10 protein-coding genes are annotated in these 17,455 nt (G+C 50.6%); 4 read left to right on the top strand and 6 right to left on the bottom strand.

Annotated elements, in window-relative coordinates:
- Window positions 1–949: 949 nt before the first annotated feature.
- Both ACYVJM_RS09290 and ACYVJM_RS09285 read right to left on the bottom strand, forming a co-directional pair.
- The gene (locus ACYVJM_RS09290; RefSeq protein ID WP_461147943.1) at window positions 950–2,572 is read right to left on the bottom strand and encodes an amidase; all 1,623 of its coding nucleotides are present in this window, start codon (window positions 2,570–2,572) and stop codon (window positions 950–952) included.
- Window positions 2,573–2,606: 34 nt separating this feature from the next.
- Window positions 2,607–3,434, bottom strand: coding sequence for an SGNH/GDSL hydrolase family protein (locus ACYVJM_RS09285; RefSeq protein WP_461148640.1), 828 nt, complete (start codon window positions 3,432–3,434; stop codon window positions 2,607–2,609).
- A gap of 720 nt (window positions 3,435–4,154) precedes the next feature.
- Between ACYVJM_RS09285 and ACYVJM_RS09280 the strand changes: the two genes are divergently transcribed.
- From ACYVJM_RS09280 to ACYVJM_RS09265, 4 genes are all read left to right on the top strand, one after another.
- Entirely contained in the window at window positions 4,155–7,283 is a 3,129-nt protein-coding gene (locus ACYVJM_RS09280) for a SusC/RagA family TonB-linked outer membrane protein (protein ID WP_461147942.1), read from the top strand.
- 32 nt (window positions 7,284–7,315) lie between these two features.
- Window positions 7,316–8,329, top strand: coding sequence for a RagB/SusD family nutrient uptake outer membrane protein (locus tag ACYVJM_RS09275; protein ID WP_461147941.1), 1,014 nt, complete (start codon window positions 7,316–7,318; stop codon window positions 8,327–8,329).
- On the top strand, window positions 8,298–8,855 hold the full coding sequence (locus ACYVJM_RS09270) for a RagB/SusD family nutrient uptake outer membrane protein (RefSeq protein WP_461147940.1): 558 nt from the start codon (window positions 8,298–8,300) through the stop codon (window positions 8,853–8,855). The genes ACYVJM_RS09275 and ACYVJM_RS09270 overlap by 32 nt, the downstream gene beginning before the upstream one ends.
- Window positions 8,856–8,943: 88 nt before the next feature.
- On the top strand, window positions 8,944–12,336 hold the full coding sequence (locus ACYVJM_RS09265) for a CRTAC1 family protein (RefSeq protein ID WP_461147939.1): 3,393 nt from the start codon (window positions 8,944–8,946) through the stop codon (window positions 12,334–12,336).
- 6 nt (window positions 12,337–12,342) lie between these two features.
- Here ACYVJM_RS09265 and ACYVJM_RS09260 read toward each other — a convergent pair whose 3' ends face one another.
- The 4 genes from ACYVJM_RS09260 to ACYVJM_RS09245 all read right to left on the bottom strand — a co-directional run bounded on the left by ACYVJM_RS09260 (window position 12,343) and on the right by ACYVJM_RS09245 (window position 17,343).
- Complete coding sequence (locus ACYVJM_RS09260) at window positions 12,343–13,578, bottom strand: MFS transporter (protein WP_461147938.1); 1,236 nt, start codon at window positions 13,576–13,578, stop codon at window positions 12,343–12,345.
- A 114-nt stretch (window positions 13,579–13,692) separates the two neighbouring features.
- Window positions 13,693–15,390 carry a sodium:solute symporter family transporter gene (locus ACYVJM_RS09255; protein WP_461147937.1) on the bottom strand — a complete coding sequence of 566 codons (1,698 nt, stop codon included), beginning with the start codon at window positions 15,388–15,390 and terminating at the stop codon, window positions 13,693–13,695.
- Between the two features lie 183 nt (window positions 15,391–15,573).
- The gene (locus ACYVJM_RS09250; RefSeq protein ID WP_461147936.1) at window positions 15,574–15,987 is read right to left on the bottom strand and encodes a hypothetical protein; all 414 of its coding nucleotides are present in this window, start codon (window positions 15,985–15,987) and stop codon (window positions 15,574–15,576) included.
- 108 nt (window positions 15,988–16,095) lie between these two features.
- Window positions 16,096–17,343, bottom strand: coding sequence for an MFS transporter (locus ACYVJM_RS09245; RefSeq protein ID WP_461147935.1), 1,248 nt, complete (start codon window positions 17,341–17,343; stop codon window positions 16,096–16,098).
- Window positions 17,344–17,455 lie beyond the last annotated feature (112 nt).

Below are 17,455 nucleotides of genomic sequence, written 5' to 3'. Positions count from 1 at the left end.
CATTTATGAACCTTAAAAACATTTTTTTCGTTTAAAGCCTTTTCTTCGACTGAGGTATAAGGTTTCTTATTCATTATTCTTCATATGCTGAGATGATGTTTAGACTGGAAAGTCATAGCTTCGTGTATAGCTGGTTTTAGTTTATTTCGTTAGTGGTATGTTGTCAAAATGTTAAAAAATTGGTACTCATTTTATACATTGATTAATGAATAGGTATTATTGGTACTTTTTCTAAGGAGAATTTGACTTATTTTATACGTTATAGGCAAATAGATCTTAATAGGGTATAAGTCTGTATAGATAAAGTCAATAGTGTATATTTCTTGTTTAGCGAGTAGAGGGGCGTAAGTTTTATATATGCTTACCTAATTTTAATAGATAAATTCAAAAAATAAGTTAATTAAGGATTTTTAGCGTGTGATTATATTATTTGATTCGTTTAAAAGATTCCACACATAGAATAGTAAGAGTAAAATATTTCTTTACCGAATAATAAATTTGAGCCTCTATCATTTTTTATACATCAAGATCACTCTATACCCAACCTGAACAAAATTCTTTTTTAATATCAATATTGTATATAGTTTAAATAGATTTGTTTAGGTCGTTTGCATTGAATCGTATACTGGCAGGGTCGTTTTTTATGAATTGATTATGCGTTAACCAGATACGCGTTCAAGCTCTTTACGTTTTTAAGTTTGAATATGCACACCCGCCCCGTCGGTGATGGGGCGGGTGTGGGATAATTCCTCATATAGAAAATGGATCGTTAGCGCTCATGTCCGTGCAGCAGCTAATGGGTCTCTGCCAGGATCAGCGGCTGCGTTGGCGTACTTAAAAAATAAACTCGTACAGGCTGGGTCCAATAGTCATAAAGACCGGATCTAGCCCGTACGAGTTCTGAAGCACTTTTAGCAAGAGCAGACTCTTTATTTAATATGACGTATAATTAAGCCGGAATTAGTGACTTCGTGAAGGTCGGGCGTGTACGTTTCTTCGAGGCCTGTTCATAAGCGTAACCTATGGTTAGCAGTGGGCCTTCCTGATAGGCACCACCGATGAACGACAGACCAACTGGTAACCCATGGACCGTACCCATCGGTACTGTAATATGTGGATACCCTGCCATAGCTGCCGGCGGGCAGAAATAAAAGCCGGTATCATAGTCCCCGTTGATCAGGTCAATACAGCCTGCGAAGCCTATGCTGGTGCCGCAAATAGCATCCAGTTTAGCAGAGGTCATTAGTTTGTCGATCAACTGGCGGGACGTTCGGGTCTTGGCCAGTGCATCCGTATATTCCTTACTGGTCAATGGGCCTTTGGCCTCGCTGCTTTCGAGGGTCTCTTGTTTGAAGAAGGGCATGGCTTTGGCCTCATTCTTCCGATTGAAGGCAATTACGTCAGCCAGCGATTTAACGCCCGTATTGGCTGTTGCCAGGTATTGGTTTACGCCATCCTTGAATTCGTATTGAAGCACTGTAAACTCCGCCCCGCCAATGGAGTTGAACTGGTTGAGCAATTCAACTTCAACAATTATGGCACCTTGCTTTTTCAATACGTCTATGGCTTGTTTGAACAGGCCAACAACCCCTTCGTGCCCTTTCAGAAACGACTTTTCGACGCCAATGCGTTTGCCCGATAAACCATCGGTCTTTAAAAAGGACGTGTAATCGGCCAGGGCCTTGCCCTGACTTTCGGTCGTAACGGCATCCGCCGGGTCAATACCCGCCATAACACCCAGCAAAATGGCTGCGTCCGTTACTGTGCGGGTCATGGGGCCGGCGGTGTCCTGCGTTTTTGAAATGGGAATGATACCGTTGCGGCTCACCAGTCCTACGGTTGGCTTGATACCGACAATGCCACAAAACGAAGACGGAGCAATAACAGAACCATCCGTTTCGGTACCAACAGCCACGGCGCAGAGGTTAGCTGACACTGCCGACCCTGATCCCGAACTGGAACCGCACGGACTGCGGTCCAGTACAAAGGGGTTGCGTGTTTGCCCACCCCGGCTGCTCCAGCCGCTGCTCGACCGGGTCGAACGAAAGTTAGCCCATTCACTGAGGTTTGTTTTTCCGAGAATTATCGCTCCGGCATCGCGTAGTTTTTTTGCAACAAAAGCATCTTTTGCGGCTTTATGGCCCGCCAGCGCCAGGGCACCGGCGGTTGTCATCATCTGGTCGCCGGTATCAATGTTATCCTTCAACAGGATCGGAATACCATGAAGCGGCCCACGTAACTTGCCCGCTTTTCGTTCCTGATCCATAGCCTTGGCAATCGACAGGGCGTCGGGGTTGAGTTCGATAACCGAATTCAGGGTCGGTCCCTGCTTATCAATGGCCTGAATGCGGTCCAGATAGAGTTGGGTAATTGCCTCCGATGTATACTGGCCCGACTGCATTTTTTTCTGAAGTTCACCGATCGTTACTTCATTCAGGTCAAAATCATCGGTAAACGCTGCGGAGTCATTCGCTGTCGATGTCTGGCTGGGCGACGAGCAGGCTGCTACGGTAAGTGTACTCACAGAAAGGCTGACCGCCGAACTGTTCTTAATAAAACTTCGTCTGTTCATGAAGCTGATCTGGTCTGAAAAAATAGAACTAGGGTTAACGATATCGCTTGATAATCTTAATCAGTTTACGGCTAATCAAGGCATAGCCTGCATCTGACGGGTGGAGACCGTCGTAGGTTTTGTCGACGGCATCAAGCGGATAGGGGTACTCATCGGTTTCGGGGTTAAACGGTATATCGATGAATTTCGGATACGGATAGTTGGTGTACACGCCGGTTTTCGGGTCTTTCAGGCGTTTGTATTTAACCAGATTTTTCGCTTCCAGACCACGCATGTGATACAGGTCGACAACGGGGAGATGTTCGAAGCGGCCAATTGAATCAATGGCATTGGCAAACGATTCGAGTAATTGGCCGTTTTTGGGCTTGTATGAGCCATACGCGTTGTTCTTAAAATTGGTCAGGTAGACAAAGTCCACCCGCTGCATGGGCGTGATCAGGATAATCGGAGCCTGTGGATTAAGGCTGCGAAGTTTGTTCATGATGATCCGGAATGAACCATACACCGTGGCATTGCCGGTGTTGCGCTGATAATCGGCCAGTGTGCCCAGTGGTCGGCCCGCCCACCAGTCGTTCGTGCCCAGAAAGACTGAATAGAAGTCGGCTTTGACTAATCCAAGTGTTTCAATCGAGGAGGCTATCTTGCCCGCCGTCCAGCCATTATGCCCCTGGTTCGTATAATGTACATGTGGTAACTTATCCGTTACACGGGTCATATAGCCTTTGGTAATCCGATTGCCCGTTTCGTCCAGATGCTCGTTCAAATACGTGATCGAGTCGCCAATGGCTATCCAGGAAATTTCTTTGTGTGTAAATGAACTCGTCAGAAATATCAGAGCCAGGATGAGGAAGTACTTGTTCATCATAAATTTTGTCGATCGGCTATACTACGTTCCGAAAATAAACGGAATTCCATAAGAAAGCACTTCGCGAAGGCATAATTACCGTAATCTATCCGGTTAAGACGGCATTACACTTTTCAATAGTTTATTTCTGGTGACTAGGGAGAGGGATAAATAAGTCTGTTGATGGCCTCTTGCTTCACTAATAATGAATTTATCAAGCTCTTTTGTCAACCTTATCAGTTGAGTATATATACTCAACTGATAAGGTTGACAAATTTTTTATGCTATACGACGTGAATAGTGGGTTTGCTACTCATCAGTCGGTTTCAGTCTGTTCAAAAAAATGTATATATAGTGTATTATTGGTATACATAAACTATTATATTGATTAATAATCTTGCCTTTGTTTTACTTGAAAATTAAAAATACAACTGAATAAAGATATAATTTATTTGTACGTTTCGAATTAGTGTATTTCTTTTGAGTCGTTAAATTGAAGTATATTGGTAATTCGTATAAATATGCTGATGAATTGTAAAGGATTCTATATAGCATCGATAGTGTACCATGGGCGTGCCTATTATGTAGACATTAGGGCAAATAAATTGTAGTGCCGTTCTGGGATAACCTTAACAAACCCCGATTTTATACGCTTGATTTTTGCTGCTCAACGGCTTTTGACTTGTGTTGTTTATACTTAGTGAGTTTCGTTTTGGCCTTAAACCAATTACTATCATTATGCAAGACAATAAACCTCTACAAACCAAAAAGAAAAATCTGCTGATGTCACTTCGAACCCTGTTGGCCGTCTGGCTTATTACGCTGTCAGGAACGGCTTTTGGGCAGCAGTTATCAGGTACGGTTACCAATGAGGCCGGTGAACCGCTTCCCGGCGTAAACGTGGTTGAAAAAGGCACGGTGCGCGGGGCGACCACCGACAAAAATGGGAAGTATAGTATTTCTGTTGGACGGCAGGCAACCCTCGTGTTTAGCTTTATTGGTTATACGAAGCAGGAAGTAGCGGTAGGGAACCGATCGGTAATTGATCTGAAGATGGCCATCGATCCCCTGGCACTCAACGAGGTGATCGTGGTGGGCTACGGTACCCAGAAAAAGTCCTCGCTAACGGGGGCTGTTTCGTCTGTTTCGCCGAAAGATCTGAGGGCGCTGCCGGTCATCAGTCCCGTGCAGGCTTTGCAGGGCCGCGTGCCGGGCGTTTCGGTGACCAACAACAGCAGCCCCGGCAGCGAACCCGTGGTGCGGGTGCGGGGCGTTGGCTCCATCAGCCTGAACCCGAATCCGCTTTATGTGATCGACGGGATACCGGCGGGTGGTCTGAACAACATCGATCCCAAGGATATCGAATCGCTGGAAGTGCTGAAAGACGCCAGTGCGGCCGCTATTTATGGCTCACGGGCCGCCAATGGGGTTATCCTGATTACGACCAAAAAAGGGGCTACCAATGGTAAACTCACCATTAACGTCGACTCCTATTACGGCTCGCAATCGGCCTGGCGAAAGCTGGACCTACTTAATAGCCAGGAGTATATCAAATACGGTACCTCATTGCTGACAGCCGCCGGGCAACCTGTCCCGGGCCGGTTCTCTAATATGAACGTACCCATTTACGATGGCGCTACCCAGACATTTGCCCAGACCGATACCGACTGGCAGGATGTTATGTTCCGTGCGGCACCCATCATGGATCACCAGATTTCCCTGTCGGGTGGAAACGGAACGTCCCGTTTCTATACCTCGCTGGGGTACTTCAAGCAGGATGGGATTTTGCCCTTCACCAACTACGACCGGCAGAGTTTCCGGATCAACTCCGATCATAAAGTCAGCAAGTACCTGACCATTGGTCAAACGATGCTGGCATCTACGGATTTCCGGCGTCTGGAGCGCGATGGGGGAGGTCGTAGCTTGTTGATGAACATCATGCGCATGACGCCCTACTGGCCCGTGCGTGACCCAACAAAGATTGGCGGGTTCAGCACAACAGCCCAGGGGCTTGATGCCACCGACCCCGAAAACCCCCTGCGTGTAGCCGAGCAGGAACAGCAGTTTCAGACAGACCGGGGCTTTAAGTTGCTGGGGTCGATTTTTGCCGAAATCAAGTTCACTGATTTTCTGCGCTATCGCTTCACGTTCGGGGCCGATTACGCCAATGCGCGGTTCAATGGGTTTCTGCCGATCTATAACGACGGCAACCGAAGCCGGGTAATTGCCAATGTCAACGAAAACCGCAGCGAGTTCTTCTCCTCGGTGATGACCAATCAGCTTACCTTCGAAAAAACCTACGGGAAGCACTTCGTCAACCTGACCGGTGTCGCCGAGCAGCAGCGCAGCATGTCGCGGTCCATTAGCGCCAGCGGCCAGCGCCCCGACAATAACATTCAGGTGATTCAGGGTGTGTCGAACCCCAACGGCTCCAGTACCCTGAATGAAAACCTGCTGATCTCGTACGTGGGTCGCCTGAATTACGAGTATGCGGGCAAGTACCTTCTGGGCGCATCCATTCGGCGGGATGGCTCGTCGAAGTTTGCGCCGGGCCGCAAGTGGGGTACGTTCCCGGCTGTTTCGGCTGGCTGGCGCATCAGTGAAGAGAAGTTCATGAAAGGCGTTTCGGCTTTCTCGGAATTGAAACTGCGGGGCAGCTATGGCCAGACGGGCTATAACGCCATTGGCGATTACGACTGGCAACCGCTCATTCAGGCCAACAACACTATTTACCCATTTGGCAATCAGACCCAACTGGGGTCGTTTTTCAACCAGTTGGGCAACAGCGACCTGAGCTGGGAGGTAACCACCATGAGTAACATTGGGGTCGATGCGTCGCTGTTCAATAACAAAATCAATCTGAGCGCCGAAGTGTACAGTCGCCAGACAGAGGGCCTCCTGCTGCGCGTACCGCTGCCCGAGTCGCAGGGCTACTCGGTCAACCCGCTGGCCAACGTAGGCAGCATGCGTAACCAGGGCTTTGAATTGACGGCGGGCTACAATTACTCCAGCAAAAACTTCAACTGGAACCTGACCGGTACGTTTGATATTACACGCAACAAAGTACTGAGTCTGGCAACCCCGAACGCAACCATCAATTCCGGGTCAAACGCCGACTTTGGCGGATTCGACATCACCCGTACCGAAGTGGGCCAGCCTATTCAGTCGTTTTATGGCTGGGTCGTGGATGGTATTTTCCAGAGCCAGGGTGAACTTGACCGGTACAACTCGATCGACGGCAACGCCAGTACATTTTATCAAAATGACAAGACGGCACCGGGCGATATCCGATTCCGCGATTTGAATGGCGATGGCAAGATCGACGCCAATGACCGCCAGTATCTTGGCAGCTTTATTCCCAAATTCAGTTACGGGCTGAACTGGACCGGTACGTACAAAAACTTCGACTTCACCGTGTTCTTCCAGGGCGTACAGGGTAACAAAGTTTATAACGGAACGAAAGTGATCGGGCAGGGCCAGCTTCGGTTGTTCAACGCCACGACCGATGTATTAAACGCCTGGACGCCCCAGAATACCAACACCGACGTGCCCCGCTCCATCAGCGGTGACCCGAATCAGAACTCCCGGACATCCGACCGCTTCCTGGAAGATGGCTCGTATCTGCGCCTGAAAAATATGAGCATCGGTTACACCATTCCGGCGACTGTTATTGGTAAACTAACGGGCAATGTGCTGAGCAAAACGCGGGTGTACGTGTCGAGTCAGAACCTGCTGACCTTCACCAAATACACTGGCTATGACCCCGAGGTGTCGTCGAAGAATTATAACCTGCTCAACAACGGCATCGACTATGTGCAGTACCCACAGGCGCGTACGATCATGGTTGGCGTTAATCTGGGCTTTTAATGAATCAGTTTATCTTTTAGCGACGTGTTATCATGAAAAAGACAATCCTATTCAGCATCGCGCTACTTGGCTTGACTATCAGTTGTAGCGAAGACGACCTCAATAAACTGAATCCCAACGGCGTAACGTTCGAAACCTATTTTAATAATGCTGATGAATTAACGGCGGGGGTCAACTCGATTTATGCGCTGGTGCAATCGAACAGCCTGGTTTCCAGAGAATGGTTTTTCACCCACGATCTGCGAAGTGACGAAATGGCCTCCGGGGGTGGTCAACTCGAAACTCCCCGCAACCAACTGCTCATCGGCGTCCATGATACCGGAAATGGCCTGGTTGGCAGCATCTGGCGGGGCTGGTATCGTACCATTCACCGGGCAAATGTGGTCATTGAAAAGGGTGGGGCTGTCAAAGACATCACGCCGGCTGTACGCGACCGCCTGTTGGGTGAAGCGCGGTTTCTGCGGGCCTGGGCGTATTACGAACTCGCAACGTTTTTCGGTGGCGTGCCTCTTTACAAGGAATTTGCCAAATCGGTCGATGGCTCGTTGCCCCGCTCCACCCAGCGGCAGGTGTACGACTTCGTCATTGCCGATCTGAAAGCAGCCGAAGCTGGCGTTCCTGCCAGCTACGATGCCCGGAATCTGGGACGGGCAACCAAAGCGGCTGTGCAAACCCTGCTGGCACGTACGTACCTCCAGTTAGGCGACTATGCCAGCGCGAAGACAGAATTGCAGAAAATCGTGAACTCAGGGCTATACAAAATCGTCGATGAGTACACCGATCTCACCAATGAGGAGGGCGAGTTTAATCAGGAGTCTATCTTTGAAGTTGTTTATGCCCCATCGGGTGGTGCTTATAACTGGGGTGGCGACAGTGATGGGTCGGCTGTTCAGGAAGAAACCGTCCGGACGCAGGAGTATTCGGCTATCGGCTGGCGAAACGTGATTCCGTCCAACAAAGTCCTGAACGCCTACGAGCGAATTTCGGCCGGAGATCCAAAAAACGATCCCCGCTATGTGTACTCGTACTATAGTGAAGGGGGATAAATTCAACAACGGGCTCAGCGTCCTCACCGCCGACCGCGTGCAGGGTAACGCATCGGTTGTGGATGGAAAAACGCTAAAAGTAAGCTGGCGTAAATACTCGGTGCTTTACAAACTCGACAATGGCTATGCGCAGAGCGGTATCAACATGCGCATCATGCGGTATGCCGATGTGTTGCTGATGCTGGCCGAGTGTGAAAATGAAACCGGCAATCAGGCGGCTGCCATAGCGCTGATGAACCAGGTTCGGGCGCGTAAGTCGGTGGATATGCCGCCCTATCCGACCAAAAATTACCCCTGCCGCAATCAGAGCGAGGTATTCGACGCGGTTGTGCATGAGCGTATGGTTGAACTGGCGGCTGAGCAGATTCGCAACTTTGACATTGTACGCTGGCGGAAAAACAAGAAGCAGAAGTCAGAGCCGCTTTCCTATTTTATTGCGAACAAGCATGAACTGCTGCCCATTCCACAATCCGAAATCGATAACAGCCCGGCTATAGATCCCAAAGATCAAAACCCCGGCTATTAAGTGATTTTTGTGTAAGTAGTAAATACCGGAAACTCCCTTCCCAAATTAATCCGGGAGGGGAGTTTTGTTCGTAATCAACCAGTGATTCATGCGTATTTTGTTCGTTTTTGGGGGACTTATGATGGGCCTTGTCCTGGAAAGTTGCCAGCCCAAAGTCGAGAGTTTATTTGAGAAAATAGACGCCGGTCAGTCGGGCGTAGCGTTTGCCAACAACTTAACCCCCAACGATTCCCTGAATGCCTTTACATTTACAAACTTTTACAATGGGGGTGGCGTGGGCGTGGGCGACTTCAACCACGACGGTAAGCCCGATCTGTTTTTTACGGGCAACCAGGAAAGCAGTCGCCTGTATATCAACCAGACGACGGAACAATCCGGCCTGCGGTTTACCGACCTGACCGATGCCGCCGGGGTACGGACAGACCGCTGGTGTACGGGCGTTTCGGTCGTGGACATTAACCAGGATGGCTGGGACGATATTTACGTGAGTGTGGCGGTCCACCGAACCATGCGCCAAAGCCGGAATTTGCTATTCGTTAATCAGAAAACAGTCTCACCAACCTTCCGCGAAGAAGCCGCAGCTTATGGCCTCGATTATGACGGTTATACGACCCAGGCGGCTTTTTTCGACTACGACCTGGATGGTGATCTGGACGCTTTCCTGCTCAATACGGCCCCGGATGTACAGAATCCGAATTACCTCCGTCCAGCCATCAATGACGGAACATACCCCTCTACCGACCGCTTGTTCCGCAACGAAGGTGCTGGCCCAACGGGTCGCCCTGTGTTTCGCGATGTGTCTAAAACAGCTGGTATCCGGTTCGAAGGGCTTGGGCTTGGCGTGGTCGTATCCGATTTAAATCAGGACGGCTATCCGGATGTGTATTGTTCCAATGACTTTATCAGCAGCGATATTTTCTACCTCAATGCTGGCCGTAATCCCGATAGCCTTGGCGTATTTCGGAACAGTACTCGTGCTTCGCTGGCCCATACGAGCATGTACGGCATGGGCATTGATGCGGCCGATATCAACAACGACGGTCGTATCGACCTGATGCAACTGGATATGCTGCCGAAGGAGAACGCCCGTCAGAAACAGATGCTCAGTGCGCAGGATTACGATAAAAAAGAGCTTAGCCAGACAGCGCAGTACGGTTACCAGCTTCAATACATGCGGAATACCCTGCAACTCAATGCCGGCAACGACCGGGGAAAGCCCCTTTTCAGTGAAGTCGGTTTACTCGCCGGGCTGGCCCAGACCGACTGGAGCTGGTCCACACTCCTGGCCGATCTCGATCTGGACGGTCATAAAGACGTGTTCGTGACCAATGGCTATCGCAAAAACGTTACCGACCGCGATTTTATCAGCTTTACGGAGGAGTTCGGTAGCTTCGGTACCGATGCCGCCCGGCAACAGCAACGGGATAAACTGCTTGAAAAAGTGCCGGAAATTAAACTCCGCAACTACGCGTACCGCAATCATAATGACCTGACGTTCGAAGATGTGTCGTCGGCCTGGGGGCTGGATGAATTATCCTACGCCAACGGAGCTGCCTACGCTGATCTCGACGGCGATGGCGATCTGGATTTGATTGTTAACAACATCGATGAAAAAGCGTCCGTTTTTCAGAATACCAGCCGCGAAAAACTGAAAAATGGCTATCTGTCGATGACGTTTGATGGGCCGGGTACCAACCGGGCCGGGATTGGGGCTACGGTTACTGTCTGGACAAAAGGGAAAGAGCAGGTACTCGAACACTATCCGGTACGTGGGTATTTATCGTCGATGAGTGCCGGGCAGATCGTTGGGCTGGGGGATATGCCGATGGCCGATTCTCTGCGCGTGGTGTGGCCCGGCGGCCGGACCGAAGTCCGTTATTCCGTTCGGGCCAACCAGCGGCTTACCCTTCGGTACAGTGATGCCAAACCAGTGCGAAAACCCGTCGATCCCCCGTTAGATCCCCTGTTCTCTAAACCGCAAACGAAGCTCGACTTTGTGCATCAGGAGTCGGACTTTGTCGATTTCAAAACAACCCCCGCGCTGCATAAGATGTTGTCGAGGGCCGGGGTGGCACTGGCTGTCGGCGATCTCAACGGCGACGCTATCGACGATATTGCGGTGGGTGCTTCGTACCGGGGCAGTCCGGGAGCTTTGTTCTTCGGGCAGACTAACGGCCAGTTTAAACGAGCCGACTGGATGCCTAATACGCCCATGGAGGTGGGGGCGATTCTGCTCTTCGACGCCGATAACGATCATGATAACGATTTGCTGGTAGTGGGCGGAGGTAACGAACGCCCGCTTACGGCAACTGAAGCGTTTCAGCCGGTTCTTTATCAGAATGACGGTCGTGGGCATTTTACACCCAGTTCGGGTTTACCATCAGTAGTCGTTAGCAGCCAGTCGGTTCGTGCCCTCGATTATGATCGGGATGGCGATCTGGACGTGTTGATTGCCGGGCGTCAATTGCCGGGAAAATACCCAATGCCTGCCCATAGCTACTTGTTACGCAACGATCATGTTCCGGGCAAGGCACCACAGTTTACGAACGTCACGGTCCGTATAGCTCCCGATCTGGCCAGTCTCGGACTGGTGTGCGATGTATTGCCACTGGATATTGACGGCGACCAAGATCTGGATCTGGTAGCGGTGGGTGAGTGGATGCCGCTTACGATACTGGAGAATCGGAAAGGTATTTTTCGACGGATAAAAGCTACGGATTCGACACTTGCCAGCAACCCAACCGGTTGGTGGAACTGTGTGGCCAGCGGTGATTTTGACGGTGATGGCGACGCCGATTTGCTGCTTGGTAACGAAGGGTTGAATACCCTTTACCGGGCGTCGGCTAAGGAGCCGATTCTGATGTACGGAAAGGACTTCAACGACGATGGTCAGTTTGACCCGATTATGGGTTATTTCATCAATGGAAGGCGTTATCCGGCACTCCCCCGCGATGCACTGAACCAGCAGGTTATTCAGTTCAGACGGAAATTTCTACATTACGCCGATTATGCCGAAGCCGATTTCGATGCCCTGTTTTCCGAAAAAGACCTGGAAGGCGTTTATAAGGCCTATGTAAGTGAGTTGCGGAGTTGTTATGCGGAGAATCTTGGTAAAGGGAAATTTCGGTTGAAATCCCTGCCAATGGTCGCTCAGGAGGCACCGATTTATGGGTTCGTCGTCGATGATTTCGATAAAGATGGCAAGCTGGATGCGCTGGCAACGGGTAATTTCTACGCCAACGAAGCCAATATGGGCAGGCAGGATGCTTCGCGCGGTCTATTGCTCAAAGGCGATGGCCGAGGTCGGTTTGTTGGGTTACCATCTGCCCAAACCGGTTTCTCCGTAACCGGCGACGCCCGCCGTTCCTACAAACTGCATACGCCCGAAGAACGCATCCTTACAGCCGTCACGAATGGTCCGCTGGTCGTTCATACGCTACACGCACCGGTAAAGAATAACGGTAAAAAAGGTCATCAGTAAGGGTGCTTATTCGGTATAATCCAGCTCCTTGCCGTACGTTTCTTCCATCGTTGCCAGCGACCAGTAGCCCAGGGCGAAACAAACAAAAGCAACGATGGCCGCAGCTTCCAGAACCCCCAGCGAGGGTTTCATGGCCTGAAAAGCGGGAATGCTGATGAGGGTGGTGGCCCGAACATTATTGGCTACCGATGTGGTGGCCGTTGCCCGCAGGTTGGTACCGAAGCTCTCCGCCGTAATGGTCAGGAACATAGCAATATAGCCGATACCGAAGCCCATCGCCAGGCAAAGTCCATAAAAAGCCCCGGTCGAGTTGATGCCGCCGAAGAGATAAATGATGACGAAGACAAACGTCAGACTCATCATCAGGCCGACGGCTTTGCGTCGGGATTGCAGGTACTGGCTGAGAATGCCGCTCGCCAGATCGCCCAGAACGGTACCCACATAGGTAAACATAACGCATCGGCCGGGCTGAACAGGCTCTACAAGGCCAATCGCTTTCCCGAACTCATTCCCGAAAGTAGCCAGAATACCAATCACCAGATAAGTCGGGAGGGCAATGCCCATGCACCGGAGATACCTTAATACCTTCGACCTTCCGTTGAACAACGCCAGAAAATTACCCCGACTCACGCTCGTGCCCTGCACGCGTTTGAACATGCCCGATTCGAGTACACTCACCCGGAGCACCAACAGGCCAAGCCCCAGGCTACCGCCAATGAAATACGTTGTGCGCCAGTCAAACAGGGTGACGGTAAAATAAGCCACAACGGCACCCAGCAACCCTACGCTGGCCACCAGCGATGAGCCGTACCCGCGCAGGTTAGGCGGTAAAATCTCGCTCACCAGCGTAATACCCGCCCCAAGTTCACCAGCCAGGCCCAGCCCGGCAATGAACCGAAGCCACGCATACAGTTGAGGGTCGTGAACAAATCCACAGGCCAGATTCGCCAGCGAATACGTAATGATGCTCCCGAACAACACCGAAAGCCGACCACGTTTGTCGCCTAAAATTCCCCAGAGAATCCCGCCAAGCAGTAGACCCGCCTGCTGAAAATTCAGAATTTTACCACCGATGAGTGAGATATCTGCTTCGGAAAGTCCCAGCTCTTTCAGGCTGGGCACCCGCACGATGTTGAACAACAGCAGATCATATACATCCACAAAATAGCCCAGCGCTGCCACAATAACCGGTAGGGCAAACAAAGGGCGGAGGGAGGGTGAGTTGGGAGAAAGTGTTTGCATAGGTGATTGACAAACGGGCTAAAAAGGAGGATGGAACGGATAACGGCAGAGTTTAGGGGAGCTCTATCCGTACAAATCCGTTCCATCCGTACAATCAATGTGCTAAAAACAATTCTACCAGAACCGGACGTACAGCACGGTAATAAGCAGAACAATAATTACGGCCAGAGCAGTTGAAGAGGGGTTCAACTTGAACATGCTCGAGTCGATGATAAAGCCTTTCGGGTTGATTGCCGGACCGGCCAGACTGATAACGACCATCATCAATACCGTGAAGAAGAACGCCCAGCCCATACAGATCAGGAAGGGGATTTCATAACCACCGTTTCCATTTGGATAAGCCGTGTACAGGATAGTCTCGTTGCCAAACAGCGCAGGGGCGAAGTTGTTGAACAACACGGCCAGGCCAAAACCACCCAGAATACCCGCTACGGCAGCCGTACCCGTTGTTCGCTTCCAGAAGAAGCCAAGGATGAACACCGCGAAGATAGCCGGACTCAGGTAACCCGTATATTTCTGGATGAAGGTAAATCCGCCTTCACGGCCAATGCCCAGTGTATCCTGCCACGTCAGCGCGATAGACAACAGCATAGCGGCAAAAATAGTGATCCGGCCTATCCATACAAGCTGGGTTTGAGAGGCATCTTTCTTAATGTATTTCTGATAAATATCGAGCGTAAAAATCGTCGAGATCGAGTTGGCTTTACCGGCCAGCGAAGCGACAATAGCGGCTGTCAACGCAGCCATCGAGAGCCCTTTGAGGCCATTAGGCAGGAACGATAAAATAGCTGAATAGGCGTTGTCGGCGAGGAGTTTGCCACCCGGTGCCATTTCACTTTGCAGACTACCGTTTTTGTAAAGTACGTACGCAGCAATACCGGGCAGCATGACGATCAACGGCATGAAGATCTTCAGCAGAGCGGCAAACAGGATACCGGTACGGGCTGTCTTCAAATCGGCACCCAGCGCACGTTGGGTAATATACTGGTTGCAACCCCAGTAGTTCAGGTTCACGATCCAGATACCGGCAAAATACATGGCCATACCGGGCAACGTCAGGTATTTGTTGATATCGACCTGCGAAGTATTCGGACCTGGTTTTTCGAAGATCATATGGAAGTGATCGTCCGCGTCGGCCATCATCGATGAGAAACCGGCAAGAATATCGTTGCCCAGACCAAACTTCTGACTCACCAGCGTAAGAGCAATGTAAGAAGTTACCAAACCGCCAATGATGAGGACGGCTACCTGAATTACATCGGTGTAGCCAATTACTTTCATGCCGCCCAGCGTAATGACGATGGCAAAAATGCTAAGGCCAATAACAATGGCATGGAACGAGTCGCCCCCAACCAGGGTGCTGATGGCCAGCGCGCCCAGGAACAGAATAGACGTTAGGTTAACGAATACATATAGGAACAGCCAGAAAATGGCCATGATCAGACTCACTGTTTCGTTATACCGCGTTTTGAGAAACTGCGGCATCGTGTAGATGTGGTTCTTGAGGTAAATGGGCATGAACCATACCGCCACAATAATCAGAGCAAGGGCTGCGAACCACTCGTAAACCGCAATGGCAACGCCAAAGGTGAAACCGTTCCCCGACATACCGATGAACTGCTCGGCAGAGATGTTCGAGGCAATCATGGATGCGCCGATAGCCCACCATGTTAACGACCCTTCGGCCAGAAAAAAGTCTTTAGTATCGAGGCTGGTTGTTTGTTTCCGCTTGTAAATCCAGTAGCCGTAAGACGAAACGCCAATGAAATACAGAAAGAAAATAATGTAGTCTATTTGGTTAAGCTGGTTCATTGCTTCAATTGTAGAATGAGTTTTGGAATTAGCGTGTAAAAAAGCAATTATTTCTCCAAATAGGCTTACAATCGGCCAAAATCATTTGCAGATTTTTGCAGAATCATGTCCTATATACACAAATATATCCAGGGGTGTAGCGTTGAATGCTTTACCCCTGGATATAAAATAGAATTCGGTCCCTTACTTAATCGCAATGAGTCTGGATGGCTGTACTTCTTCTACGGCCGGCGTGCTGAGCTTAAATGATCGCTCTTCCTTCTGGCTCCCCGCCGATATCCGGAAGGTGTATGTACCGTCTTTCAGTTCACTCATGTCGAATTGCTGGCGATACGCCGTCTGTCGACTGTTCTTACCGCTCACGACTTCATGAAACAGGACGTCCCCGCGTTCATTGACCAGTGTCAGGTCAATCTTGCTTTCCGACTTGTATTTTTCCAGACATAGCCAGAGCTTGGAATTTTTGGCCGCCGGGAACATAACGGCCGCAAAAACTTTGTTCTGTGAGTTGTGGTCATCGGCCAGAACAGGCGATGAAACGGAGGTCATAAACGATACGACGAGGGCGCTGGCGAGTAATTTGATGGAAGTTTTCATTGAGTTGATACGATTAGGTGGTAACCTTTAGCTGTCAACTCAATGAGGCAGGGAGCAACCTCAAACGCAGTGGTTCTGGAGCAGCGGTTTAGAAAAATGATGAACGGTTTAAGCCTCTTCCACGAAATCGAGGTCTTTCCCGAAGGTCTCGTCCATGCGGCTCAACGACCAGAACGAGAGCCCGTACACCACAGTACCCAACAGCCCGGCCGCCACCAGAGCACCCACCGAAGGCTTCAGGGCCTGAAAAATCAGTGTCATTGGAATCAACGTACCCCGCACCACGCTGGGGACCGATGTGGTGGCCGTGTTGCGCAGATTGGTACCGTACAATTCGGCCACCATGGTCAGGAACATAGCGATGTAACCGGTACAAAAACCGGCCAGTAAACAAACGGTATAAAGCCCGCCCGCCGTGTGAATCCCACCGAACAGGTAAACGCCACTGAGCAACGAACTTAATATTAAAAGGCCCGTGATGGCCTTCAGACGTGACTGAAGCCAGTGGCTCAGGGGACCGCTCAGCAAATCGCCCCCGGCCAGTCCGACGTAGATCATCATGACGCAGCGACCCGGTTTCACAATCTCGGCAATGCCCAGCGCTTGCCCGAACTCATTGGCAAACGTGGCCAGAATACCCACCACGAACCAGGTAGGGATGCCAACCGACACACAGCGCAGGTATTTGATCGCCTGCGGCCAACTGCTGAAAAATTGCAGAAAATTTCCCCGGCTAACTTCCTGATGATCGTCTTTCATGCGGTTAAACACGCCCGACTCAAACACGCTTACCCGCAGCAGCAACAGCACAAGGCCCATGCCCCCCCCAACCCAGAAGGCCGTTCGCCAGTTGAAGTACTCTACGGTCAGGTACGCTACGCCCGCGCCGAGGTAACCGATTCCCGCCACAATCGACGAGCCGTAGCTTCGAATTTCTTTGGGTAAAATCTCCGATACGAGAACGATAGCCGCCCCGATTTCGCCCGACAGGCCGACGCCCGCTATGAAACGAAGCAGGGCGTATGTGTTCACATCCTGCACAAAGCCACACGCAATGTTCGTGAGTGAATAGGTAAGGATACTGCCAAACAGCACCGACATGCGTCCGCGTTTATCACCCAGCACTCCCCATAAAAAACCGCCCACGACCAAGCCCGCCTGCTGGCAATTGAGAATAAACGTACCCGCCTGCGAAACGTCAGTTTCCGACAACCCCAGCGATTGCAGACTCGGTACCCGTACAATGCTGAAAATCAACATGTCATACACATCCACGAAGAAGCCCAATGCGGATACAATAACGGGTAAGGCCAGTAATGGACGTAAGGAAACGCGGGGTTGGGAAATGGCTTGCATGGGAACAGGGGAGGAGGGGGAAAGGAAAGGGAGAAGGTGGAAAGGAAAGGGAGGAGTTGGAGAAGGGGAGTGAACCGTTTTGTCCCTCGTCCCTTTCCTTCCACTCCTCCTC

This window comes from Spirosoma pulveris (assembly GCF_054781875.1).
The sequence above is the reverse complement of the archived record's forward strand: the minus strand, read 5'-3'. Positions and strand labels throughout refer to the sequence as shown.